This window comes from Pseudomonas sp. 29 (genome assembly GCF_002754355.1).
In the GTDB taxonomy this organism is placed as follows: domain Bacteria; phylum Pseudomonadota; class Gammaproteobacteria; order Pseudomonadales; family Pseudomonadaceae; genus Aquipseudomonas; species Aquipseudomonas neuropathica.
Genome location: NZ_PEEY01000001.1, coordinates 539,653 through 564,568, shown reverse-complemented (window position 1 = coordinate 564,568; position 24,916 = coordinate 539,653). Strand labels below are relative to the sequence as shown.

At 59.3% G+C, this 24,916-nt stretch carries 16 protein-coding genes; 5 read left to right on the top strand and 11 right to left on the bottom strand.

The annotated features are described in order from the left end of the window. Nucleotides 1-5: 5 nt before the first annotated feature. On the bottom strand, nt 6-1,169 hold the full coding sequence (locus CLU80_RS02565) for an isovaleryl-CoA dehydrogenase (protein WP_093434150.1): 1,164 nt from the start codon (nt 1,167-1,169) through the stop codon (nt 6-8). A gap of 300 nt (nt 1,170-1,469) precedes the next feature. Between CLU80_RS02565 and CLU80_RS02560 the strand changes: the two genes are divergently transcribed. Continuing rightward, nucleotides 1,470-3,167: an AMP-binding protein gene (locus tag CLU80_RS02560; protein WP_099756673.1), complete on the top strand. Its 1,698-nt coding sequence runs from the start codon at nt 1,470-1,472 to the stop codon at nt 3,165-3,167. A 668-nt stretch (nt 3,168-3,835) separates the two neighbouring features. Here CLU80_RS02560 and CLU80_RS02555 read toward each other — a convergent pair. The 3 genes from CLU80_RS02555 to CLU80_RS02545 form a co-directional block, all read right to left on the bottom strand. Next, the gene (locus CLU80_RS02555) at nt 3,836-4,735 is read right to left on the bottom strand and encodes a hydroxymethylglutaryl-CoA lyase (protein ID WP_099756672.1); all 900 of its coding nucleotides are present in this window, start codon (nt 4,733-4,735) and stop codon (nt 3,836-3,838) included. Nucleotides 4,736-4,880: 145 nt separating this feature from the next. Further along, nucleotides 4,881-5,279 carry a MerR family transcriptional regulator gene (locus CLU80_RS02550; RefSeq protein ID WP_007917234.1) on the bottom strand — a complete coding sequence of 133 codons (399 nt, stop codon included), beginning with the start codon at nt 5,277-5,279 and terminating at the stop codon, nt 4,881-4,883. Nucleotides 5,280-5,492: 213 nt separating this feature from the next. Further along, nucleotides 5,493-6,422: a LysR family transcriptional regulator gene (locus CLU80_RS02545; protein WP_016986544.1), complete on the bottom strand. Its 930-nt coding sequence runs from the start codon at nt 6,420-6,422 to the stop codon at nt 5,493-5,495. Between the two features lie 171 nt (nt 6,423-6,593). Between CLU80_RS02545 and CLU80_RS02540 the strand changes: the two genes are divergently transcribed. After that, on the top strand, nt 6,594-7,823 hold the full coding sequence (locus CLU80_RS02540; protein ID WP_093434163.1) for an acyl-CoA dehydrogenase: 1,230 nt from the start codon (nt 6,594-6,596) through the stop codon (nt 7,821-7,823). A 130-nt stretch (nt 7,824-7,953) separates the two neighbouring features. On the opposite strand, the gene CLU80_RS02535 is transcribed toward CLU80_RS02540, so the two are convergent. Next, nucleotides 7,954-9,288, bottom strand: a complete 1,335-nt coding sequence (locus CLU80_RS02535; RefSeq protein ID WP_099756671.1) for a substrate-binding domain-containing protein — start codon at nt 9,286-9,288, stop codon at nt 7,954-7,956. A gap of 188 nt (nt 9,289-9,476) precedes the next feature. Further along, a complete protein-coding gene (gene xthA, locus CLU80_RS02530; RefSeq protein WP_064389273.1) occupies nt 9,477-10,289 on the bottom strand; it encodes an exodeoxyribonuclease III in 813 nt (270 codons plus the stop codon). Nucleotides 10,290-10,591: 302 nt separating this feature from the next. Between xthA and CLU80_RS02525 the strand changes: the two genes are divergently transcribed. The 3 genes from CLU80_RS02525 to CLU80_RS02515 all read left to right on the top strand — a co-directional run bounded on the left by CLU80_RS02525 (nt 10,592) and on the right by CLU80_RS02515 (nt 16,707). Then, the gene (locus CLU80_RS02525) at nt 10,592-11,242 is read left to right on the top strand and encodes a GNAT family N-acetyltransferase (RefSeq protein ID WP_007912451.1); all 651 of its coding nucleotides are present in this window, start codon (nt 10,592-10,594) and stop codon (nt 11,240-11,242) included. Nucleotides 11,243-11,308: 66 nt separating this feature from the next. Beyond that, complete coding sequence (locus CLU80_RS02520) at nt 11,309-13,036, top strand: autotransporter assembly complex protein TamA (RefSeq protein WP_099756670.1); 1,728 nt, start codon at nt 11,309-11,311, stop codon at nt 13,034-13,036. Continuing rightward, nucleotides 13,033-16,707, top strand: a complete 3,675-nt coding sequence (locus tag CLU80_RS02515; RefSeq protein ID WP_099756669.1) for a translocation/assembly module TamB domain-containing protein — start codon at nt 13,033-13,035, stop codon at nt 16,705-16,707. Before CLU80_RS02520 ends, CLU80_RS02515 begins: the two co-directional genes overlap by 4 nt. 190 nt (nt 16,708-16,897) lie before the next feature. Here the strand turns inward: CLU80_RS02515 and CLU80_RS02505 are convergent, their stop codons facing one another. The 5 genes from CLU80_RS02505 to CLU80_RS02485 form a co-directional block, all read right to left on the bottom strand. Beyond that, nucleotides 16,898-19,396 (bottom strand): fimbria/pilus outer membrane usher protein, encoded by a 2,499-nt coding sequence (locus tag CLU80_RS02505; protein ID WP_099756668.1) that lies wholly within the window; start codon nt 19,394-19,396, stop codon nt 16,898-16,900. A gap of 84 nt (nt 19,397-19,480) precedes the next feature. Beyond that, nucleotides 19,481-20,230 (bottom strand): fimbrial biogenesis chaperone, encoded by a 750-nt coding sequence (locus CLU80_RS02500; protein WP_099756667.1) that lies wholly within the window; start codon nt 20,228-20,230, stop codon nt 19,481-19,483. Between the two features lie 72 nt (nt 20,231-20,302). Continuing rightward, nucleotides 20,303-20,899, bottom strand: a complete 597-nt coding sequence (locus CLU80_RS02495; RefSeq protein WP_099756666.1) for a fimbrial protein — start codon at nt 20,897-20,899, stop codon at nt 20,303-20,305. 109 nt (nt 20,900-21,008) lie between these two features. Then, nucleotides 21,009-21,656: a response regulator gene (locus CLU80_RS02490; protein ID WP_099756665.1), complete on the bottom strand. Its 648-nt coding sequence runs from the start codon at nt 21,654-21,656 to the stop codon at nt 21,009-21,011. 22 nt (nt 21,657-21,678) lie between these two features. Then, entirely contained in the window at nt 21,679-24,846 is a 3,168-nt protein-coding gene (locus tag CLU80_RS02485; RefSeq protein WP_099756664.1) for a hybrid sensor histidine kinase/response regulator, read from the bottom strand. Nucleotides 24,847-24,916 lie beyond the last annotated feature (70 nt).

Genomic DNA, 24,916 nt, shown 5'->3' with positions numbered 1-24,916 from the left:
TCCGTTTAGCGGGTTTCGTTGAACAGTTCGCGACCGATCAGCATGCGACGGATCTCACTGGTACCGGCGCCGATTTCGTACAGCTTGGCGTCACGCAGCAAGCGGCCCGCCGGGAATTCGTTGATGTAACCGTTACCACCGAGAATCTGGATCGCGTCGAGGGCCATTTGCGTCGCGCGCTCGGCGGTGTAGAGGATTACCCCGGCGGCATCCTTGCGGGTGGTTTCGCCGCGCTCGCAGGCCTGGGCCACGGCGTAGAGGTAGGCGCGACTGGCGTTGAGCTGGGTGTACATGTCGGCCACTTTGCCCTGGATCAGCTGGAACTCGCCGATGCTCTGGCCGAACTGTTTGCGGTCGTGGATGTATGGAACGATCAGGTCCATGCACGACTGCATGATCCCGGTCGGGCCTCCGGAGAGCACGACGCGTTCGTAATCGAGACCGCTCATCAACACTTTGACGCCGCCGTTGAGCACGCCGAGGATGTTTTCTTCCGGCACCTCGACGTCATCGAAAAACAGCTCGCAGGTGTTGGAGCCGCGCATGCCGAGCTTGTCGAATTTGTTGCTGCGGCTGAAGCCTTTCCAGTCGCGTTCGACGATGAACGCGGTGATGCCGTGCGGGCCTTTCTCTAGATCAGTTTTGGCGTAGATCACGTAGGTGTTGGCGTCAGGGCCGTTGGTGATCCAGGTTTTGCTGCCGTTGAGGACGAAATGGTCACCGCGTTTGTCGGCGCGCAGTTTCATCGAGACCACGTCGGAACCGGCGTTCGGCTCGCTCATGGCGAGGGCGCCGACGTGTTCGCCGCTGATCAGCTTCGGCAGGTATTGGGTTTTTTGTTCGTGGTTGCCGTTACGGTTGATCTGGTTGACGCAAAGGTTGGAGTGCGCGCCGTAGGACAGGGCGACCGAAGCCGAACCACGGCTGATTTCTTCCATCGCCACCACATGCGCCAGGTAACCCAGGCCAGCGCCGCCGTACTCTTCCGGCACAGTGATGCCGAGCAGGCCCATGTCACCGAATTTGCGCCACATGTCGGCGGGGAACAGGTTGTCGCTGTCGATCTGCGCGGCGCGCGGAGCGATCTCCTTGGCGACAAAGGACTGAACCTGATCGCGCAACATGTCGATGGTTTCACCGAGGGCGAAGTTCAGGGAGGGATAGCTCATGGGTCACCTTTTGGCTTTTTTGTAGGGTGGGGAGGGCGGTCACTCAGCTCTCACCTTTACGTTAACGTAAGCCTGCGATGGATGGCTGTCAATCACCCTTTACGTTAACGTCAACTTAGGCGAGAGTAGGGGCAGTTCAAGATTGAAACGGAGTAGGCCTCGTGGGAGCGAGCTTGCTCGCGAAAGCGTCAGATCAGTCAACACGACGGATGTTGAATCTGCTGGCCTCTTCGCGAGCAAGCTCGCTCCCACAGGGGTTAAATCCGGCAAAACCCACTAATAAAGACAATAGGGGTCGTCATGGATCAACCCAGTGCAAACCCGCAGCGCAGCTACACCCGTGGCTCACAGGACAAAGCCTTGCTGGCACTGACCATCGGGCAGAAGTTCGATCACACCGCCGCGCAATACCCTGACGGTGAAGCGCTTGTCGTGCGCCATCAGCAACTGCGTTACTCCTGGCGACAACTGGCCGATGCGGTGGACCTGCACGCCAGAGCGCTGCTCGCCCTGGGTTTGCAGGCCGGCGATCGCCTAGGTATCTGGGCGCCGAATTGCGCGCAGTGGTGCATCACCCAAGTTGCAACGGCAAAAATCGGCGTGATCCTGGTCAACATCAACCCGGCCTATCGCAGCTCCGAACTCGAATACGTGCTCAAGCAATCCGGCTGCCAATGGCTGGTCTGCGCCGGGGCGTTCAAGTCGTCGAACTACCACGCCATGTTGCAAGGATTAGTGCCAGAACTGGCCGAGCAATCCATTGGCCAACTGCGCAGCGAACACCTCCCCGAACTGCGCGGGGTAATCAGCCTTGATGCGCAACCACCGTCAGGTTTTCTGCCGTGGTCGCAACTGGCCGATCTGGCCACCAGCATCTCTCCCGATCAACTGCGCGAACGCAGCGACAGCCTGCACTTCGATCAACCGGTGAACATCCAGTACACCTCCGGCACCACCGGTTTCCCCAAGGGTGCGACCCTCAGTCACTACAACATCCTCAATAACGGCTACATGGTCGGTGAAAGCATCGGCCTGACCCCGCGCGATCGTCTGGTGATCCCGGTGCCGCTCTACCACTGCTTCGGCATGGTCATGGGCAACCTTGGCTGCATCACCCACGGCAGCACGATGATTTACCCCAGCGATGCCTTCGATCCATTGCTGACCCTGCAAACCGTCGCCGAAGAAAAAGCCACCGGCCTCTACGGTGTCCCGACCATGTTCATCGCCATGCTCGATCAGCCGCAACGCGCCGAGTTCGACCTGTCGAGCCTGCGTACCGGGATCATGGCCGGTGCGACGTGCCCGATCGAAGTGATGCGCCGGGTCATCAGCGAGATGCACATGAGCGAAGTGCAGATCGCTTACGGCATGACCGAAACCAGCCCGGTGTCGCTGCAAACCGGGCCGACCGATGAGCTGGAATTGCGCGTGACCACCGTCGGCCGCACCCAGCCACAGCTGGAAAGCAAGATCATCGACGAAGCCGGCAACCTCGTGACGCGCGGCACCATCGGCGAACTGTGCACTCGTGGCTACAGCGTGATGCTCGGTTACTGGAACAACCCGCAGGCCACCGCCGAAGCCATCGATGACGCGGGCTGGATGCACACCGGCGACCTGGCGAGCATGAACGAGGAGGGTTACGTCAACATCGCCGGGCGCAACAAGGACATGATCATTCGTGGCGGCGAGAATATTTACCCGCGTGAGCTGGAGGAGTTTTTCTTCACCCATCCGGCCGTGGCGGACGTGCAGGTGATCGGCATTCCGTGCTCGCGTTACGGTGAGGAGATTGTTGCCTGGATCAAGTTCCACCCCGGCCACAGCGCCTCGGAGCTGGAGCTGCAAACCTGGTGCAAGGAACGTATCGCGCACTTCAAGACGCCACGGCATTTCAAGTTCGTTGAAGAGTTTCCGATGACGGTGACGGGCAAGATCCAGAAATTCAAAATGCGAGAGATCAGTATCGAAGAACTACGCGAAAAGCAGGCCTGACACAAAACCCCTGTAGGAGTGAGCCTGCTCGCGATAGCGGTGTACCAGTCAATATTTTCATCGACTGACACGACGCTATCGCGAGCAGGCTCACTCCTACAAGGGATATGTGTTGGAAAGAGGAATCACAGAAAGCACAAAGGGGAGCCGAAGCTCCCCTTTAATTTTGTCGTCGCGTGCTCTTTTTTATTATTGAGGGTCGGTCTGTTGTTGTTTTTGGCAACCGTGGCCCTTTACCGCTGTTTTTGGCGACCCCCATCCGGGGTCAAGAGCAAACGTATTTTTTTGAGCGCTGATCTACTTTCTCGCTAAGCGATCCAACCGATTCGGGAGCTACCTGAAGGTAGTTTTATTGTTCTCTGCCCGGTTGCGGGTCACTCCTGAGAGCACCCTGAAAAGCACACCTTCTCCAAAAAAATCTGTTAGCTGCGTCTCTGCCGTGTTGTTTTTGTTATGTCAGAGTCGGTACGTCTTATTTTTATTGGTTTGCTGCTTTTTATTCTTGTTATGCCATAGAGATAGCAGAAGCCGTGCCAACTTTTAAAAAGCCTTATAAATCAATGTCTTGAGAATTTCAGCAAATTTTCACTCTAGCGAAACCAGACAATTTGTTTCCGTGTTACTCGCTTGAACCCACATTCCGGACACAGCGGTAACACCTTCCCCCCTCACTGTGCGCTACGAGCCTTGGCCACGCGCGAACCGCTCGGGCGACCCAGCACCACACTGATCTGCTGACCCGCAGCAATCAAGGCGTCCAGGTTGATACCGGTCTCGATACCCAGGCCGTTGAGCAGGTACACCACATCTTCAGTAGCAACGTTACCGCTCGCGCCTTTGGCGTACGGGCAGCCGCCGAGGCCCGCGATAGAGCTGTCGAACACCGAGATGCCCTCGAGCAGGCTGGCGTAGATATTGGCCATGGCCTGCCCATAGGTGTCGTGGAAGTGCCCGGCCAGTTTGTCCCGTGGTACCTGCGCCGACACCACTTCGAACAAGCGGCGAGTCGCGCCCGCAGTGCCAGTGCCAATGGTGTCGCCCAGCGAAACCTCGTAGCAGCCCATCGCATACAACTCGCGGGCGACCATCGCCACTTGTTCCGGCGCGACCGTGCCTTCATATGGGCAACCGAGCACGCAGGACACGTAACCGCGCACGGTAACGCCGTGCTGTTGCGCCGCCTCCATGATCGGTGCGAAGCGCGCCAGGCTTTCGCTGATCGAGCAGTTGATGTTGCGCTGCGAGAAGGCTTCGGAGGCGGCCGCGAACACGGCGACTTCCTTGACCCCGGCAGCAATCGCATCTTCAAAGCCGCGCAGGTTTGGCGCCAGTGCACCATAGGTCACGCCGGGTTTGCGCTGGATCTGTGCAAACACTTCGGCGGAACCCGCCATCTGCGGGACCCATTTCGGTGAAACGAAACTGCCGACTTCTATATAGCCGAGACCGGCAGCGCTGAGTGCATCGACCAGTTGCACCTTGTCGGCGACGCTGATCGGTTGGGCTTCATTCTGCAGGCCATCGCGCGGGCCGACTTCGATCAGGCGTACTTGGGAGGGGAGGGACATGGCGGTTGACCTGCTCTTTTGAATTCGTGGAGAACCCCTGTAGGAGTGAGCCTGCTCGCGATCGTGGAGTGCCAGATGAAAATTGCTTGACTGATACACCGCTATCGCGAGCAGGCTCACTCCTACAGGGGATTTGTGTTGTTTGTCAGATAGCCTGCTGGCTCTTGAGCGTCTGCTCCAGTGCCTGCACGCAACGCTCTTCGGCGGTATCGAGTTCCAGTTTCATCTGTTCGATATCCAGCAACTGCTGTTCCAACTGCTCGCGGCGCTCAGTGATTTTCGCCAGCATGCTGTTGAGCTGTTTGGTGTTACCGCTGGAAGGGTCGTAAAGCTCGATCAGTTCACGGCATTCGGCCAGCGAGAAACCGATGCGCTTGCCGCGCAGGATCAGCTTCAGACTGACCTTGTCGCGTGGCGAATAGATACGTTCCTGGCCACGGCGCTCAGGACTGAGCAGGCCTTGCTCTTCATAAAAGCGGATCGCCCGGGTGGTGATGTCCAGCTCGCGGGCGAGGTCGGAGATGCTGTAAGTCTGGCTGCTCATGGAAGCGCTCGAAAAAAGGTCTTGGCGCTAAGCTAATGGCAGGTTGACGTTTACGTCAAGCAGGATGATTTTGTGTTGCATTTGATTGCCTCTTCGCGAGCAGGCTCGCTCCCACATTCGACCGCATTACTTCAGTCGGAGAGCAATCCTCTGTGGGAGCGAGCCTGTCTCCGGGCGGCGTTCCGACGAAGAACGATAATGCGGTGTAATTTCTTACACCTTATCCAGCTTCTTCTCCTGCGCCGTCACCTGCTGGCACAACTCGATCATCTGCTCGCGCATCCAGCGATTCGCCGGATCCTGGTCCGTGCTTTCATGCCAGTACAAGTGCGTCTCCACTGGCGGCACATCATTCACTGGCAGGTTAAACGCCTGCAGCTCATGCCGACGGGCGAAGCGCTCCGGCACCGTCATGACCATGTCGGTTTGCTGCATCACTTGCGACGCCATCAGATAATGCTGCGAGCGCAGGGCAATCTTGCGCTGAATGCCCATTTTGCCCAGCGCCAGATCGACATAACCCAGACCACTGCGACGGCTGGAAATATGGATATGGGTCAGCGACAAGTAATCATCCAGCGAGAGTTTTTCCTTGCCTGCCATCGGATGGCCCTTGCGCATCGCGCAGACGTAACGGTCTTCCATCAGCTTGACGTGGCGCACCTGCGGGTCGGTGTTGAGTGGCGCATCCACGGCGAAATCCAGACGTCCGGCGGCCAGCTCTTTGGTGGTCTCGCGGCGCTTGGACAGAAAGCTTTCGATAATCACGGTCGGCGCCAGACGGCGCAGGCGCTGGAACAGCGGCGGCAGAATCACCGCTTCGGTGAGGTCGGTCATGCTGATGCGGTAGGTCTTGACCGCTTGCGCCGGATTGAAGATGCGACTTTCCTGAACCGACACACGCAGCAGCGACAAAGCGTTGCGCACCGGGCCGATGATGTTCTGCGCCATCGGCGTCGGCACCATGCCCTGAGCCGTGCGCACGAACAGCGGATCGTTGAAGGTTTCGCGCAACCGCGCCAAGGCGTTGGACACCGCCGGCTGGGTGATACCGACAATCTGCCCGGCGCGGGTCAGGTTGGCTTCGGTGTAGATCGCGTCGAAGACGATGAAAAGGTTGAGGTCGACCTTACTCAGATTCATAACGCGGCTTCTCTTGTTATTTAGGGCAGTGTTTTAAGGGCTGGCAATCAGCCGATCATATATCGGTGATGAATGTTTATACATGCCGAGAATAGGCTAGGTAAATTATCAACGCTGTTCTAGCATCGATTGCATGACTTAAACAACCTCTGCCCAAGAAGGTAATTGATCATGGATTTCGCTTATTCGCCCAAGGTGCAAGAACTGCGTGAGCGCGTGACCGCGTTCATGGACACTTACGTTTACCCGGCCGAGGCGGTGTTCGAACGCCAGGTTGCCGAAGGCGATCGCTGGCAGCCGACGGCGATCATGGAAGAGCTCAAAGCCAAGGCCAAGGCCGAAGGTCTGTGGAATTTGTTTCTGCCTGAGTCGGAACTCGGTGCCGGTCTGACCAACCTCGAATACGCGCCATTGGCGGAAATCATGGGCCGCTCGCTGCTCGGGCCGGAACCGTTCAACTGCTCGGCGCCGGACACCGGCAACATGGAAGTGCTGGTGCGCTACGCCAACGAAGAACAGAAACAGCGCTGGCTCGAACCGCTGTTGCGCGGTGAAATCCGCTCGGCATTCGCCATGACCGAACCGGACGTTGCCTCTTCGGACGCGACCAACATGGCCGCCCGCGCCGTGCGTGATGGTGACGAGTGGGTGATCAACGGTAAAAAATGGTGGACCTCCGGCGCCTGCGATCCGCGCTGCAAAATCCTCATCTTCATGGGCCTGAGCAATCCTGATGCGCCGCGCCATGCGCAGCACTCGATGATCCTCGTGCCGGTCGACACCCCCGGGGTGAAAATCGTCCGTCCGCTACCGGTGTTTGGCTACGATGACGCTCCGCATGGCCACGCCGAAGTGCTGTTCGACAACGTGCGTGTGCCGTACGAAAACGTTTTGCTCGGTGAAGGCCGTGGCTTCGAAATCGCTCAAGGTCGCCTTGGCCCAGGCCGGATTCACCACTGCATGCGCTCGATCGGCATGGCTGAACGGGCCCTGGAATTGATGTGCAAACGTGCGGTAAGCCGCACTGCATTCGGCAAACCGCTGGCGCGTCTGGGCGGTAACGTCGACAAGATCGCCGACTCGCGGATGGAAATCGACATGGCACGTCTGCTGACGCTGAAGGCGGCGTACATGATGGACACCGTCGGTAACAAAGTGGCGAAAAGCGAGATCGCGCAGATCAAAGTGGTTGCGCCGAACGTCGCGCTGCGGGTGATCGACAGGGCTATCCAGATGCACGGCGGGGCCGGGGTGTCGAACGATTTCCCGCTGGCCTACATGTACGCAATGCAACGCACATTACGCCTGGCCGACGGCCCGGACGAAGTGCATCGCGCGGCGATCGGCAAATTCGAGATCGGCAAATATGTGCCGAAGGAAATGTTGCGTAGCGGTCATTAAGACCGCGTCGCCTGCTTCGCGAGCAAGCTCGCTCCCACATTAAACCGCATTCCAAATGGAAGAATGCGATCCCTGTGGGAGCGAGCTTGCTCGCGAAGGGGCCTGAACATTCAGTACATAACCATCAGGCTCAATACACCCAAACCTCAACCCGCCGATTCTTGATCCGCCCCTCATCGACATTGTTCGCCGCCACCGGCATCAACGCGCCAAACCCGCGAACCTCGCGCAACACCACGCCGTTTTTCACCAACTCCCGTCGTACCGCCATCGCCCGCAGCTTTGACAGCAGATCCGCGCGTGCCGGGTCGTCCTTGGCATCACCAAACCCGACCAAGGTCACCGCGCGTTCAGTCTTGTCATGACGCTTTATATAGTCGAACACTCGCGCCAGGTCCTGACGCGCCTTGTTATCCAGCGTCGCGCTGCCTTCTTCAAAACGGAAATTCACCGTCAGACGCTGGGCGTGACGGCTGAGGGATTGATAGCCCTCGGGCATCAGTGCATTCGGCGCGACGCTCATCGCATGCACGGTCTGGCTGATAAAACCGTTTGCCGCGACAATCGCCTGGCCCTGACGGCTCTGCGCAAACGTCACCAAGGCTTTCGCCCAAGGATTGTTGCTGTCGGGTGGCAGATAGAAGAACAACCGCCGCGACAGTGGATAGTCTTCGGTAGCGATCAGGCTGTTGAGCGGCAGCATCGACTGCGATGCGCCATCAGCAATGGCCACGGCTTTGGCCTGACGCACGTAGGGCAAACCGATGAAACCGATGCCTTGAGGATCCGCGCTCACGGCGTCGGATAATTGCTCGCTGGATTCAAAACGTTTCGCGGCGCTGTTCAGACTTTTCCCACGCCGGCTCAAGACGAGTTCCTTAAACGTGTCGTAGGTGCCGGACTGGTCATCGCGCGCATATAAATGAATCGCACCGCCACGCCCGCCGAGGTCTTCCCAGGTTTTCACATCGCCAGCGAAGATCCGCGCCAGTTGCTCGGTGTCCAGTTGCTGGAGGGGATTATCGGGATGAAGGATGATCGCCAGGCCATCAATGGCGATGACTTGTTCAGCGGCAGGGCTTTTCAGATCGCCCAGTGATTGCAGGGTCTGTAACTCACTGTCCTTGATCTCGCGGGAAGACGCGGCAAGGTCGGCGCTGGCATTTTTCAACGCGGTGAAACCGGTGCTGGAACCGTGGGCGGCGACTTCAACGACCACGCGTTTACCTTCGCTGGTCTGGCCGACGATGCGCAGTTCGTTGGCGGTGTCCGGGGTTTCGCGGTGGATCTTCAGCAGGCCTTGCTCTTGCAGCAGGCCCTCAACGAGTGCCGGGCCGAGTTCGGCGCCGATGGTGTTGGAGCCTTGAATGCGCAGCGCCGGGCCGTTTTCAGGGAGGGGCAGGGCGGCGGCAGAAACCGTCAGCCATGCACTCAAGAGAAAAACGCACAAAACACGCAGGGTCATGCCGGCACCGAATCAAGCCAAGGGGATTGCCGGGGAGATTAAGTCAGGCGCATGACCGAAAGATGACACCGATTCAATGTAGGAGTGAGCCTGCTCGCGATAGCGGTGTACCGGTCAACATTTATGTCGTCTGATTCACCGCTATCGCGAGCAGGCTCACTCCTACAGGTATTGCGTAAGGCTAGGGATCAGCTGAGTTCCAGCCAGATCGGCGCATGATCGGAAGGCTTTTCCATCCCGCGCAATTCATAGTCGACACCGGCGGCCTTCACCCGTGGCAACAAACCATGGGACGCCAGAATCACATCGATGCGCAGCCCACGCTTCGGTTCATCTTCAAAACCACGGCTGCGGTAGTCGAACCAGCTGAACATGTCGGTCACGTCCGGGTTCAAGTGGCGATAGCTGTCGGTCAGACCCCAGTTCTTCAGGCGTGCCATCCACTCGCGCTCTTCCGGCAGGAAGCTGCATTTACCGGTTTTCAGCCAGCGCTTCATGTTGTCCGGGCCGATGCCGATGTCGCAGTCTTCCGGGGAAATATTCACATCGCCCATCACCACCAGCGGCTGCTCGTTGTGGAACTGGCTTTCCAGCAGCGCTTGCAGATCGCTGTAGAAACGCTGCTTGGCGGGGAATTTGGTTGGGTGGTCGCGGCTTTCACCCTGAGGGAAATAGCCGTTCATGATGGTCACCGGTACGCCATTGGCGTCGGCGAACGTGCCCCAGATAAAGCGACGCTGAGCGTCTTCTTCGTCGGTGGCGAAACCTTTGTGGATGGCGATCGGCTCCTTGCGCGAGAGCATGGCCACGCCGTAATGGCCTTTCTGGCCGTGGAAATACACGTGGTAGCCGAGGGCGCGGACTTCTTCGAGCGGGAACTGGTCGTCGTGGACCTTGGTTTCCTGCAGGCCGATCACGTCCGGCTGGTGTTTTTCGATCAGCGCTGCCAGCTGATGCGGACGGGCGCGCAGTCCGTTGATGTTGAAGGAAACGATCTTCATGGTCGGCAGTCCTGGCAAAAGGGCGATGCTAGCTGACATGGGGGAGATGGGCCAGTGTGGGGTAGGAGAAATCACTTTTGTCTGTGGGATTTGTGTTGTCAGCAATGGCGCCATCGCGAGCAGGCTCACTCCTACAGGGGGAACGCATTCCAAATGTAGGAGTGAGCCTGCTCGCGATAGCGTCCGCCCAGTCGATGAAGATCCAAGGTTGGTCTATACCTGTGGGGAACCACGCCACCCGTAAAAGGTTCGTACCAACAAGAGCGCCGCCATTTGAACGCGCCCCGGGGAGAGTCACTGTCATGCCTGAAACCCAGACCGCCATCGCCGACATTCATATGCTCGACCGCGGCTATTCCCGCGAAGCCCGCTCGCTGCTCTATCAGGCCTATCGCCACGAGCCGACCTTCGGCTATCTGTTCGAAGCCGAACGCCCCGGCTACGAACAGCGCGTGCGGGCGACGGTGCGGGAACTGGTCAAGCAACACTTTCTGCAGGATCTGCCGGCCATTGGCCTGCTGGTCAACGACCGCCTGATCGGCATCGCCCTGATCGCGCCACCGCAACGGCGTTTGGGCATCACCGAGAGTTGGGCGTGGCGCCTGCGCATGGTGCTCAGCACCGGTTTTCGTTGCACCCGACGCTATCTGGAATACCACGACGCCGTCGCCGCGTGTGTGCCCAGCGATTCCGTGCACATGCTTCCCTTGTTGGGCATTCACCCGCAGTTCCAGGGCAAACACTTCGGCGAACAATTGCTGACCGCCGTACACAACTGGTGCGCCGTTGACGAAACCTCGCAAGGCGTAGTGCTCGACACTGGCAACCCACGATATCTGGAATTCTATAAAAGGCAGGGTTACGAAGAGATCGGCGAAGTTGCCGTCGGCCCGGTGCGCGAACACGTATTTTTCCACGCCAATCCGCAGGTGTTACAAACTGCAACAGCATGACAATCGAACTTCTTGGGAAATTTCCTGTTCTATCACGCTCCCAAGCCCGTGATAGCATCCGCGCCTATGAAGTTTCCAGGAAGATTTACCAGTGGCGTGCTCCTGCTGTTAACCAGCTGCACGGCGCTGGCGCAAAGTGAATTGGATGTGCGGATCAAACCGTCCAACGATGAACTCAAGGCCAATATAGAAGGCTATATCGGCAGCCTCGGCGATCGTGACGAAGAAGCCCTGCAGCGCTTCAGTCGCGGTGCCGAAGAGCAGGCGCGCAAAGCGGCTCAGGCGTTGGGCTACTACCAGCCGCAGATTGAAAGTGACGTCAAGGGCGGCGACAAGCCGCGCCTGGTGTTGAACATCGATCCCGGCGAGCCTATTCACCTGCGCAACGTCACCATTCGTGTCGACGGCCCGGCTGCCTCCCTCAAATCTTTTCGTGTACCGAAAAGCGACGCGCTCAAGTCCGGTGCGGTGCTCAACCATGGGCGTTATGAAGACGCCAAAAGACTTATTCAGAATCAGGCCTCGCGCTTCGGTTTCTTCAGTGGCCATTTCACCCGTCAAAAACTCATGGTCGACCCGCGCGCCGGGGTGGCTGACATCGAACTGATCTACGACAGCGGCCCGCGTTATGCGCTGGGCAAAGTCAAATTCGAAGGTGACACGCCGTTCGACGAAGACCTGCTGCAACGCATGGTGCCGTTCAAGGAAGGCGAGCCGTACGATTCCGAGCTGATCGCAGAGCTGAACCGTGATTTGCAATCGAGCGGTTATTTCGAAGGCATACGCGTCGATGCCGCACCGACCGCCGCGAAGAACGATGTGATCCCGGTCGACGTCAAACTCGACACGCGCAAACCACGGACCATGGGCCTGGGCCTCGGTTATTCGACCGACGTCGGCCCGCGCATCAAAGCCAACTGGACGCGCCACTGGGTCAACCCGCAGGGCGACAGCTATGGCTGGGAAGCCGAACTCTCGGCGCCCCGGCAAAACGTCGGGCTGTTCTACGACATCCCGCTCGACCCGCCACTGACCGACAAACTGCGTTGGGCCGGCGGCTATCAATTCGAAGACATCGACGGCTCCGACACCCTGAGCAAACTGCTGACCTTCGGCCCGGAATGGCACAGCAAATTACCGAGCGGCTGGCAGCGGGTGATCTCGCTGAAATGGCAGCGTGAAGAATATGAACTCGGCGATGACTCCGGCCTGAGTACCTTGCTGATGCCCGGCATCAGTTACTCGTACCTGAAAAGCGATAACCGCATCGACCCGCACAACGGCTATCGCCTGAGCTTCGAAAGCAAAGTGGCGAAGGAAGGCCTCGGCTCCGACAACAACCTTCTGTATGGCACGGCGCTGGTCAAAGGCCTGACCACAGTATTCGACAAACATCGCTTCCTGGGTCGCGTGCAGGTCGGTGGCAGCGCCACCAACGGCTACAACTCGGTGCCGCCGTCGCTGCGCTTCTTTGCCGGTGGCGATCAAAGTGTGCGCGGTTACGACTACCAGAGCCTGTCCCCGGAAAACTCCAAAGGCGATCGCATCGGTGGCCGCTACATGGTCGCCGGCAGCGTCGAGTATCAATACTCGATCGCCGAAAAATGGCGTGTGGCGACCTTCGTCGACCAAGGCAACTCCTTCAATAAACTCGAACTGCCGAACCTCAAGACCGGGGTCGGTATTGGTGTGCGCTGGGTCTCGCCGGTGGGGCCGATCCGCCTCGACCTGGCCCACGCACTCGACGACGATGGCGGCATCCGGCTGCACTTTTCCATGGGGCCTGAGCTGTGAAGCGTGGTTTGAAAATTACGGCGCTGGCGTTGTTGGCGCTGGTGTTGTTGATTGTATTGAGTGTCCCCGCCGTACTCGGCACGGCGGCTGGCAGCCGTTGGGTACTGGGTCTCGTTCCGGGGCTGACGGTGGAGAATTTCCAGGGTCGCCTCGGCGGGCAATGGAGTGCCGATCATCTGCTGTGGCAGCAGGACAGCAGCCGCGTCGAGCTGAACAAGGCGATTTTCGCCTGGTCGCCGTTGTGCCTGACGCGTATGACCTTGTGCATCGAACAGCTCAAGGCTGATCAGGTCATTCTGCAATTCCCGCCGAGCGAAGAAACCACCGAAAGCGGCCCGATCAAACTGCCGGATCTGCAATTGCCGGTGGCCATCGAACTGGGCGACGTGCAGGTCGGCAGCCTGTTGTTCAACGGCAGCGAACAGCTCAAGGGTTTGCAACTGGCGGCGCACTGGACCGCGCAAGGCATGCAGATCGACAGCGTGAAATTGCAGCGCGACGACCTCAGCCTGAACCTGTCCGGCACACTCGCGCCGACCGGCAACTGGCCGCTGAACATCAGCGGCGACCTGACGTTGCCGTCGCCGGGCACGGGGCCATGGACGCTGGCGTTGAAGATCGACGGTGACCTGTTGAAAACCCTCAACCTGCATGCCGACAGCCGGGGTTACCTCGACGGCCAGTTGAGTGGTGAATTGCAACCGCTGGCGGAGAACCTGCCAGCCAAGGTGCGCATCACTAGCGAGGCGTTCAAACCGAGCGCCGACCTGCCGGACACCCTGCAACTCAACCAACTGGTGCTGACCGGTGAGGGTGACCTGAAAAGCGGTTACCAGCTCAACGGCAACGCCACGCTGCCTGCCGACAAAGGTCCGGTCGCGCTGTTGCTGCAAGGCAAAGTCGACGCCAGTGGCGCGCAGATTGCCAGTCTCGACCTGACGGCCAACGACAAACAAAGCCTGAAACTCACCGGCAGTGTTGACTGGAGCAAAGGCCTCAGCGCCCAAGCCAACATCAACTGGCAGGACTTTCCGTGGCATCGGCTCTACAACGAAATCGACGAACCTGAGGTCGCTTTGCGCACCTTCACGGGCGAAGTCTCCTACACCGATGGTCAGTACCTCGGCAACTTCGCCGCCGCACTGGATGGCCCGGCGGGCGCGTTTACCCTGAGCAGTCCGTTCAGCGGAAGCCTTAAACAGATCGCTTTGCCGCAATTGAAAATGCAAGCCGGGCAGGGCAAGGCTGAAGGGCACGTCAATGTGCAGTTCGCCGATGGCATCGCCTGGGACACCGCGCTAGAGCTGTCGGCGCTGAATCCGGCGTACTGGGTCGCCGAGTTGCCGGGCACCTTGGCCGGGCCGCTGAAAAGCCAAGGCGAAATGAAGAACGAGCGCCTGAGCCTCACCGCCGACCTCGACTTGAAAGGCAAACTGCGCGGGCAACCGGCGATCCTCCAGGCCAAGGCTGACGGTGCTGGCGAACAGTGGAATCTGAATGCCCTGCAAATCCGCCTCGGCGACAACAGCATCAGCGGCAAGGGCAGTCTGCAACAGAAACTCACCGGGCAGATCGATATCAAGCTGTCGCGACTGGCCCAGCTCTGGCCGCAATTGCGCGGGCAGGTCAACGGTCAGGTCAATGTCGCCGGCACGTTGAAAGCACCGCAGGGCAAACTCGATCTGCAAGGTTCGCAATTGGCCTTCCAGGACAATCGCCTGCAAAGCCTCAACCTCGACGCCACCCTCGACAGTGCGCAGCGGGCAAAGATCGATCTGAAAGGCAGCGGCATTCAGGCCGGCGACACTAACTTGGGCGTTTTGACCGCCAGCGCTCAAGGCGACATCAAAAAGCAGAAACTCGACCTCGATCTGATCGGGCCGAAGCTGAAACTAGCCCTCGGTCTGGATGGCAATCTGGACAAGGGCAACTGGCGTGGTCGTCTGGGCAGTGGCGATATTCAGGCCGGTGGCCAGGACTGGAAACTGCAAAGCCCGGCCAAGCTCGAACGTCTGGCAGACGGCAAAATTAACTTTGGCGCGCATTGCTGGATGTCCGGCGACGCCAGCCTGTGCGGTGAAGATCAACGGCTGATGCCGGAGCCGAAACTGCGCTACCACCTCAAGCAGTTCCCGATCGAAAGCCTCGCGCAATGGCTGCCAAAAGATTTCGCCTGGAAGGGTAAGCTCAACGCCGATCTGCAACTGGATCTGCCAGCGAGCGGCCCGAACGGTGTTGTCAGCATTGACGCCAGCGGCGGCACCTTGCGCATGAAGGAAAAGGATCAGTGGCTGGACTTCCCGTACCAGACCCTGAAACTCACCAGCAAACTCACGCCCAAGCGCGTCGATACCGAACTCAATTTCGTCGGCGGCAAACTCGGCGAGTTGATGGTGCAGGCGCAGCTCAATCCACTGCCGAAAAACAAACCACTGAGCGGCTCGTTCCGCCTCAGCGGGCTGGATCTGTCGGTGGCGCGGCCGTTTGTGCCGATGGTTGAAAAACTCACCGGCCGCCTGAATGGCAGCGGCACGATTTCCGGCGGATTGCTCGCGCCGCTGGTCAACGGCACCGTTCAACTCAGCGATGGCGAAGTGTCCGGCGCCGAGTTGCCGATGGAGCTGCAGAATCTGCAACTCACCGCTGTGATTGCCGGCGAATCGGTACGCCTCGACGGCGGCTGGAAAAGCGGCAAGAGCGGGCAGGGCAGTCTGAACGGTAACGTCGCCTGGGGTCAGGCGTTGGTGGTCGATCTGGCGCTCAAAGGCACGCAATTGCCGGTTACGGTCGAGCCGTATGCCAAGCTGGAAGTGGCCCCGGATCTGAAGATTTCCATGGCCGGCGATGAGTTGGCGATTGCCGGTAAGGTGCAGGTTCCGCGAGGCGAAATCACCGTGCGCGAATTGCCGCCATCAACGGTGAAAGTCTCCGATGACACGATCATCGTCGGTGCGCAGACCGAAGAGGGTAAACCACCGATGGCGATGAAAATGGACATCGACGTCGTGGTCGGCGAAGACAAACTGGCCTTCGCCGGTTTTGGTCTGACCGCCAACGTGCAAGGTCATGTGCACATCGGCGACAACATGGACACCCGTGGCGAACTGTGGCTCAACGACGGTCGCTACAGTGCCTACGGCCAGCGCCTGCAAGTGCGGCGGGCGCGTCTGTTGTTCGCCGGCCCCCTCGATCAACCGTATCTGGACATCGAAGCGATCCGCCAGACTGACGACGTGATCGCCGGTATTCGCCTGAGCGGCAGTGCCGAGCAGCCGACTACGCAGATCTTCTCCGAGCCGGCGATGAGCCAGGAGCAGGCGCTGTCCTATCTGGTCTTGGGTCGTCCGCTGAGCACCAACGGCGAAGACAACAACATGCTCGCGCAAGCGGCGTTGGGTCTGGGCTTGATGGGCAGCTCCGGGGTCACCAGCAGCCTGGCCAAGGATCTGGGCATTCAGGACTTTCAGCTCGACACGGCAGGCAGCGGCGATGCCACCAGTGTTGTGGCCAGCGGCAATATTACCGAGAAGCTCAGTTTGCGTTATGGCGTGGGCGTGTTTGAACCGGCCAGCACCATTGCGCTGCGCTATAAGCTGAGCAAGAAGGTGTATGTCGAGGCGGCCAGTGGCGTCGCGAGTTCGCTGGATATCTTCTACAAGCGCGATTTCTAGATCGCGCTTTCTCCTGAACCGAGCCGCTTCAATCGCGAGCAGGCTCACCCCTACATTTGGAATGCGTTCCCCTGTAGGAGTGAGCCTGCTCGCGATGGCGTTTTTTCAGTCGATATCAATGGTGCGGCTGATGGCCTTATCGCGAGCAGGCTCACTCCTACACTGATCTGTGGTGGGCAAGGATTTTTTCTTACGGCAAATTAACTGGGGACGGGCGGCACACCAGCGAGGCCCGTTCATAGTTCAACGCCTTGTCACGTTCAGGTAACGCATACGGTGCTTCACAGCGCTGGCCCTGCCAGTTGATGGTCAGCGTGCCGGCGTCATCCTCGACCAACGCCAGTGCCTTGCCGCTCGGGTCGGAGATCGCCAGTTGCTTACCCGCGCCATCTTCCACCGAAGCACCGAAAGGAATCGACTGGTGCTGCGCATCGAACAAGGCAAATTGCACGCGCCGTCCAGTCTTGCTCGCATAACGCGCCAGCACCACTGCTCCACGGCGCGGCACCACTTGCCGGGTCGCATTGTCAATTTCGATATCGGCGCCCAGATCGCGGGTGTCGAGGTTGATCCAGTTCACGCGATAGGGCTGCGCATTGGGCACCACGGCATAGCCGTTACGTCCGGTTTTCGCCCCGGAGAAGCTGCCGATTTTCACCCCGGAAACGCCTTCGACCTGCGCCAACGCAAACGTCTCACCCACGGTTTGCCCGAGGTTGATCCCGCCGCCGTGGCCGACGATCGAGCCGGCCAGATTGAGATTCTGCGAGTTGTAGCCGCGCCCCTGGCTGTAACCGGCGCTGATATCCATCACCGATGTTCGCGTGCTGATATTGGCCGAACCGCTGCTGCCACCAGTGCTGCTGTTACCGCCTTGCACCGAGTAATAAGTGTCGCTGTCTTCCGTCAGGTAACCGTTGATTCCGACCTGGGTGCTGTCGGTGGCTTTCTGTGTACTGGCGGAAACGAACGCTCGCGGCGCGCGCGGTTTTGAACCCAGCGGGAATGACAGCGACAGATTGACCAAAGTGTCATTGTTCGCTGGCCCATAGTTGCCGACGTCCTTGGTGTAGGTCGCGCCGAGGTTGTAGCTGACATCGCCCCAGTAATTGCTGTAACCCGCCGACAGGCTTTGCGATCCGCCGCGTCCCCAATAACGCTGGTCACTGGCGTTGAGGTAAACGCTGCCATATTGCTGGTTAGTCCCCAGGCTCTGGTTGATGGTCAGGTCGGTGCGGGTTTTCGAGTTACCCGTGCGTTTTTCGCCCTCGTGGCTCAGTTCCTCGACGTGGTCGGTGAGGGTGCGATAACCCTCGGTCGAATAGCGGTAAGCGGCAAGGGTGAAGCTGGTGTCGGTGCCGGTAAATGTCTTGGCGTACAGCGCGCGCAAACTGTTGCCTTTGACCACTTGGCCAAAGGTGCGGCTGGCGGAGTGCGTCAGGTCCAGTGACACGGCGCCGATCGGCGTATTACGCCCGGCGCCCACGGACAGCGCCTGAAAATTCTCGGTCGCTTGCACGCCGACGATGCCGGACAAGTTGCTGCTGATGCCATAGGCCAGTGTGCTGCTGACGAACTGCGGCGATTGCTGATCATCGCTGTTGCTGTTGTAGCGGCCGGCCGAGACGCTGTACTTCAACTGCCCCTGGCGCACCATGATCGGCAGGCTGGAAAACGCCTGCACTGTCACCCGGCGCTGACCGTCGGCCTCGATAATCGTGATTTCCAGATCGCCGTTGGAACCGCTGGGATAGATATCGCTGATCTCGAAGGGGCCCGGCGGCACGTTGGTGGTGTAGAGGATGTAGTTGTTCTGACGAATTTCCACCGTGGCGCTGGACTGGGCAATCCCGCGAATCACTGGCGCATAGCCGCGCTCGCTGTCGGCGCGCATGCCGTCATCGGAGGCCAGTTTCAAGCCGCGATAGCGCACGCTGTCGAACAGGTCGGCGTCGGAGAAAATATCCCCGGCACTGAACTGGCCTTTCAACGCGGTCAGGTCATGTTGCAGATAGCTGCGGCTGCTTTTGAAGGTGCTCGGCTGGCCCGTGCTGCTGTTGAAGTTGGACTCGTTGCGCAAGCGCCAGCCACCCAGGTTGATGCCGTTGCGCAGGCCGACGTTATTGGAAAGCGTGTTGGCAGACTGGGTGCTGTTGCGATTGCTGCTGACCTGATAGTTGATGAACGCGGCCGGCACGCCTTCGTCCCACAGGGCGGGGTCGACGTAACCGCGCCGACCACGCTCCATGGCGCTTTGCGGCACGCTGACCAACAGGCGCAGGCGCGGTACGTCGTAACGCACGGAGGCATGATCGATCAATGCGGGCAGGTCGAGGCAGGCGTCGGGATCGTTGGCGTCGAGCTTGCTGCTCGCTTGCAGTTTGGCGATATCGACGCCCAATTGCTGGACCATCTCCAGGGTCAGGCAGGCCTGGATCTTGCCGCTGCCGGGGTGGCGTCGGAAGTCGATGTCGCGACGACCGACCAGCGTGTCGTTGCTGTAGAGGTCAACCCGGTAGTTGCCGGGCAGTACGCTGTTGCTGGCGAGCAGCGATTGCACATCGACAGTCGACGCGGCACCTTGCAGAAACGACGTGTTGAACTGTTCTTCGCCGTCAGCCTGGCACGCCGAGCTGATAGCCGAGGCGATCAACAACGACGTCAAACCGTCGCGTTTGAGTAAAAACATGCAGGAACCCTATATCACCTCCGATACGAACTAACGGAGCGAAGAGAAATACAGTGAAAGTGTGCGATCAGAGCGATTCGCGAGTTATGGCGTTTCTTTCTTTGGACTGGCGCTGGTGTCAGCGCTGTTGGAAAGTTGCGCGGTATAACGATCTTGGGCGCCATAGTCGTTAATGCTGCTGAACAACAAATTTGCCGCATTAGTTGAATGAAGTTGTTTGAGGTCGAACTCTTTGCGTTCGCCGGGGGCAATCATCATCGAATCAAACGGGTGCTCGCTGAGTGCGCCGGATTGCAAGGTGATATCGGCAATCGACACGTGATACAGGCCGGGATTGTTCACCACCAGCACGCTTTTGCCGGCACGCTCGGCCAAGCGCCAGGTCAATTCGCCCGGTGCTAGATAGGCGTTGTTTTTCAGGCCGGCCGGGCGGAAGAACACCTTGATGCGCTGGCGCACAGCGAGCTGCAAAGTGTTCTGGGTCTTCGCGTTCTGGGGGATTTCCTGCACGTTGAGCCAGACCACCGATTCGCGGTCGCTCGGCATGCCGGTGCCTTCGTAGATGACCCGCAGTATTTGCTGTTCGTCGCCGCTGACGCGCACCAACGGCGGCGTAACCGCAAACGGCACGGACGCGGATTCGCTGGCGTCGGTGTCGATCCACGACTGGACCAGGACATCTGCACCGCTGTTACGTACGGTGATGCCGGCTTCCTTGTGCTGGCCGTCGAAGACCAGACGGGTGCTGCTCAAGGAAATGCCGGCCGTGGCCTGATTGACCACGAACAGGCCCAGCAGGCCTGCGCAAAAGGACAATGAGTGACGATAAAACATGATGGTTACCGCGCAAGTGATTGAAAGCGCGGGGCCGCGTGGCCCCGCACCGGGCTCGAGCATTCGCGCGGGTTATTCGTATTGCAGGGTGAACGGCAGGGTGGCATCGCCACGACCGGCAACGGCAGTTGCCACATCGGCGGTGGTGACGTAGGCGGCCGAGAATTTCAGCGTGGTGTTGCTGTCTTGCAGGGTGTTTTCGATCTTCGCGGTGGATGGCGAGCTCAGGTCGATCAACGCGCCGTTGGAGTCGAGTAAGGCGATACCGATGTTCTTCGCAGCGCCCAGGCCGTCGATCAGCTTCAGCACTTTGGTCCCGGCCACGATGCCCGAGCCTGCGCCCTTGGTCGGTTCGAAAATCATCGCCACTTTTGTGCCGGCGTTGCAGTTGATCTTCATGTCGAAGTTTTCGGCGCTCAGGGTGCCGTTGCCTTTAGGTGCAGTGGCGGTGCCCATGTCCTTGATCGACACTTCGCCCATGTTGACCGAAATGGTTTTGTTGCTTCCGGCGCCTTCAACCGAGCAGGCATCGTTGTTGATGGTGCCGGTGAAGTTGATGGTGCCGCTACCAGCCTTAGTCGGGGTTGGGGCCGGTGGATCTTCTGCCAGAGCGTTGCCGGCAGCGGCAATGATCGAAAGGGCGAGAAGTGCGCGAGTCAGCTTTTTCATGTTGTTTTCCAATGGTTGGGGTTAAAACAACAACACGATATAGCGCGCACTTTTGCTGGAACATCAGACGATTCCTAGAAGTCGTCTTTAACTAGAGTGTCATTACCTGTTAGTTAAACAAGTTGCGCTCTATGCAATAAGCCAATAAGTCCTGATCACTGCAGACTTCAAGTTTGCGCATTGCCGATATTTTTTGCGTACTGATGGTTTTAGCACTTCTGTTCAAGTAACGGGCAATGTCGTTGACGCCCTGGCCCTGAACGAACAAGCGCAGGATTTCATGCTCCTTGGGCGACAACCGGGAAAACCGTTCATCCAGATCAGCGCCGTCGTTCACTACAGATGTCGGCGCGGGTGCCTGCCAGCGCACCGGGTTGCCTTTGGCGATGGCTTTGAGTGCGGTCTCGATTTCGTCGTGCAACTGGTTTTTCTGAATGACTGCCAGCACACCCAGTTCCTGCAGGCGCGTCAGGATCAATGGATTGGAAATCATCGTCAGTACCAGCACTCGAACCTTGGGAAAGTGCCTTATCAGGTACTCCACCAGTTTCAGGCCGTCACCGTAAGGCGAATCGGCGGGCATGTTGAAGTCGGTGATCAACAGATCTACAGGCTTGGTCTCCAGCAGCTGGATCAGCTCATCGGAGCCAACGGCTTCGCCCACCACGCGAAAGCGTTGGTCACGCTCGACCAGTTCCCGCACCCCCAGCAGCACGATGGGATGATCATCGGCAATGACAACGTTGAAGGTTTCCATGAGTGATTTATCCAGAGTGAAGTTATTCGAGGGAGTCGAGCAGATCTTGCAGCCGCGTCAGATTTTGTCGCACCGCCACGGCCAGAGCGGGCGTCACGGCCATGCCGGTCAAGCGACATTCCAGCTCGACAAACGCGCTGGCCAAGGCATTGATCTGCACTGCCCCTAGCGCCCCCGCCATGCTGTGCAGTTGCTGCGCCACGCTGTTGGCGTCGGCCGCATCCAGTGCCGCCAGGGTGGTCTGAATATCCTGGCGCAGGGTGGTGACAAACAACTCGCGCATTTTTGCAGATAGCGACGGCGGGGCATCGATAACGGGTGCCACAGCGATTTTGCAATGCTGCTCAAGTTGCGTGCGCAAGGTAGCGAGGTTCAGCGGCTTGACCATCCACGCGTTCATGCCGACGGCGGCGCAGCGTTCGCCTTCTTCGCGCAGGGCGTTGGCGGTGACGCCGATGATCGGCAGCGTCGAGTCCTGCTGGCGTACAGCCTCGGCCAGTCGGTAACCGTTCATGACCGGCATGTTGACGTCGGTCAGCAGCAGATCGAAGCGGCCGGGCGCCCACTGCGCCAAGGCTTGTTCGCCATTCGCGGCGACGACCACCGAGCAGCCCAGAGCCTCCAGTTGCTCCTTGATGATCGCCGCGTTGATCACGTTGTCTTCGGCCACCAGCACCTGCAGATTCAGTGGGCGGGTCTTTGCCTGCAACGCGGCTGGGCGCTGCGCATTGGCGCCGTGTTGTGCCAGATAAATAGCCCAGGCAATCGCGCGGACATCGTTGGCGTCGACCGTCCAGTCGGGGCCATTCAGTTGCGCCGGATTTGGGCCGCCCGACAAAGCGACGATCCGTGGCCCGCTCCAGTGCGGGGCATTGTCGAGCGGGGTGAGGTCCACCAGTAGCGCCGAGAGTGGTGGCATCTCGGTCGTCACCAAGCGGCAATCCAGACCAAAACGGTTGAGCCAGGCCATCAGGTGCAGCGCCAGTTCGCTGATCGGTGCACGTACATAAACGGCGGGGCTGCCGGCCACGAAAGCGGGGCAGTCGGCCAATGCGCCCGGCACGTTCTCCAGCGTGAGTTGCAGGGTAAAACTGCTGCCCAGTCCCGGTTCGCTGACCACGCTCAACTTCCCTAGCATCAACTCGCACAGCCATTTGCAGATGGCTAGGCCCAGACCCGCGCCGGCCTGACTGTCGGCATCGTTGACCTGATAGAACGGGTCGAACAATTGCTGTTGCTGCGCCGGGGAAATACCCACCCCCGAGTCGCTGACCTGCCATTGCACTTCGGCGCTGCCAGCGGCGTTTTGCAACACGCGCACGCGCAGCACCACGCGACCGTTGTCGGTGAACTTGATCGCGTTGCTCAGCAGGTTGTTGAGGATCTGGCGGATGCGCAACGGGTCACCGCGCAGTTGATCCGGCAAGCCCGAATCGATGCAGGCATACAGTTGCAGGCCTTTGGCGCGGGCAAATGCGCTGTAAGTACGCACGACATCTTCAGTCAGCTCCAGCGGGCAGAAGTCCTGAAGCTCAAGGGTCATTTGCCCGGCCTCGATCTTCGACACATCCAGCACATCGCTGATCAGCTTGAACAGGCTGGCGGAGGAACGCTGGATGGTGTCCAGATAATCCTGCTGGCGTGGGGCGAGCGGTGTCAGACCGAGCAATTCGAGGGTGCCCAGCACGCCGTAGAGCGGGGTACGAATTTCATGGCTCATGGTGGCGAGGAAGCGGCTCTTGGCCTGGTTGGCCGAGTCGGCCGCATGACGGGCTTCTTCCAGGGCGGCGGCGTCTTCGATATGCCGGGTCACGTCATGCAACGCACACAACCAGGCATCCTGGCCTTGATAGCGCGTCGAGACGAAAGCCAGATGCAGATGACGCCCGTCGATCTCGAGATCGGCATGGCCGGACTCGCTGTGTGACTTGAGCAGGCTCATCAAACGGCTGCTGTCGTGCCATTGCTGGGCGCGCTGGTTTTCCAGGAGCACGTGGTGATCGCTGCGGCGAATCACACAGAGGCCGGTCGGTGCGGTGTCGATCACCGCACGGCTGAACGCCTCGCTTTCGGCGATGCTCGCGTGCGCACTTTGCGCGGGGATGATCACGCGCGCGGTGTACCAGCGATTGATGACCCGACCGCAACCGAGCAACGCCAGCACCACCGCCACCAGGCACAGCAATGGCCACAGCGCGTAACTGAGAAAACTGCGCAGGCTGATGACGTAGATCGCGGTCCAGTGCTGTGCGCCGGGGCTGCTCAGTTTGAACACCAGGCCGTCACGGTCGAAATTTATCCCCTCATCCAGTTCCTGGTCGGATCTCTGTGCGCCGGTCAAGACCACGCCGGCCGGGGTGATCAAGGTGAAGTCATCGTAAATCGACCACTCCATCAAGCGCTCGATATTGTTGACCTGAGACAGTTTCAGCAACGTGCCGAGCACCACCCAGGAATCGGCGCCCTCAATGGTAAGCGTTGGCTGCAGCAGATTGATCCTGACGTAGGCCAGCAGCGTCGGTGTTGCCTCGCTGTCCTGAGTGGGCGGGTAGGGCACCCAATGCACTTGATGATCCGGGACTGATGACGGCTGCTCGCGTGCATGCTGGTTCACCTGGCTCATGACGTGGGCAAACGCGCCGATCTGCATCGGGCCGGCACCGCGCAAGCGCCCGGCGGAGGGCACGGCCACGTCGAAGTTGTCGGGGCCATTGAGCAGGATCACTTGCGGCGACTGATAGTGTGACGCCGCCCAGAATGCGCTGTAGTAGGCGGCCAGATAACTGCCCAGCGCGAAAACCTTGGGGTATTGGTCGGCGGCGATTCTGTTCGGATCGATCTTTACACTGAACGGCAGTGAAAACGGCAAGCCGCGACCTTCATAGATATTCGGGCCTTCATCGGGCAGCAGCTTTTGCGAATAGGTGGGCAACACCACCAAAGGGAAATATTGGCCTTTGGCACTGGCCTGGGAGATATCGCGCAGGAACACTTCCTGCTCATGGATATTTTCCATCAACCGGGCGAAGTGAAATTGCAGGGTGTCGCGCTGCTCTTCGAGCATGCGCTGCACGCCCAGATAGCTGATGCCCAACAGCAGCAACACCAGGGCGCCGAGCAGCAGCAGACTTTTGTTCAAACGCAGCGAACTGCTGGCCAGTTTGTCCAGAAATGCATTGGTATGCGGCATTACAGCGCCTGACCAGCGGTGATGGGGCAGCCTTGGGACACAATGACCTCGGTAGCAAGCGACGTTCAAC

What these genes read in the sequence shown, in the direction of transcription:
- CLU80_RS02565 (WP_093434150.1), bottom strand. Translation starts at nt 1,169, where the DNA reads ATGAGCTATCCCTCCCTGAACTTCGCCCTCGGTGAAACCATCGACATG.
- CLU80_RS02560 (WP_099756673.1), top strand. Translation starts at nt 1,470, where the DNA reads ATGGATCAACCCAGTGCAAACCCGCAGCGCAGCTACACCCGTGGCTCA.
- CLU80_RS02555 (WP_099756672.1), bottom strand. Translation starts at nt 4,735, where the DNA reads ATGTCCCTCCCCTCCCAAGTACGCCTGATCGAAGTCGGCCCGCGCGAT.
- CLU80_RS02550 (WP_007917234.1), bottom strand. Translation starts at nt 5,279, where the DNA reads ATGAGCAGCCAGACTTACAGCATCTCCGACCTCGCCCGCGAGCTGGAC.
- CLU80_RS02545 (WP_016986544.1), bottom strand. Translation starts at nt 6,422, where the DNA reads ATGAATCTGAGTAAGGTCGACCTCAACCTTTTCATCGTCTTCGACGCG.
- CLU80_RS02540 (WP_093434163.1), top strand. Translation starts at nt 6,594, where the DNA reads ATGGATTTCGCTTATTCGCCCAAGGTGCAAGAACTGCGTGAGCGCGTG.
- CLU80_RS02535 (WP_099756671.1), bottom strand. Translation starts at nt 9,288, where the DNA reads ATGACCCTGCGTGTTTTGTGCGTTTTTCTCTTGAGTGCATGGCTGACG.
- xthA (WP_064389273.1), bottom strand. Translation starts at nt 10,289, where the DNA reads ATGAAGATCGTTTCCTTCAACATCAACGGACTGCGCGCCCGTCCGCAT.
- CLU80_RS02525 (WP_007912451.1), top strand. Translation starts at nt 10,592, where the DNA reads ATGCCTGAAACCCAGACCGCCATCGCCGACATTCATATGCTCGACCGC.
- CLU80_RS02520 (WP_099756670.1), top strand. Translation starts at nt 11,309, where the DNA reads ATGAAGTTTCCAGGAAGATTTACCAGTGGCGTGCTCCTGCTGTTAACC.
- CLU80_RS02505 (WP_099756668.1), bottom strand. Translation starts at nt 19,396, where the DNA reads ATGTTTTTACTCAAACGCGACGGTTTGACGTCGTTGTTGATCGCCTCG.
- CLU80_RS02500 (WP_099756667.1), bottom strand. Translation starts at nt 20,230, where the DNA reads ATGTTTTATCGTCACTCATTGTCCTTTTGCGCAGGCCTGCTGGGCCTG.
- CLU80_RS02495 (WP_099756666.1), bottom strand. Translation starts at nt 20,899, where the DNA reads ATGAAAAAGCTGACTCGCGCACTTCTCGCCCTTTCGATCATTGCCGCT.
- CLU80_RS02490 (WP_099756665.1), bottom strand. Translation starts at nt 21,656, where the DNA reads ATGGAAACCTTCAACGTTGTCATTGCCGATGATCATCCCATCGTGCTG.
- CLU80_RS02485 (WP_099756664.1), bottom strand. Translation starts at nt 24,846, where the DNA reads ATGCCGCATACCAATGCATTTCTGGACAAACTGGCCAGCAGTTCGCTG.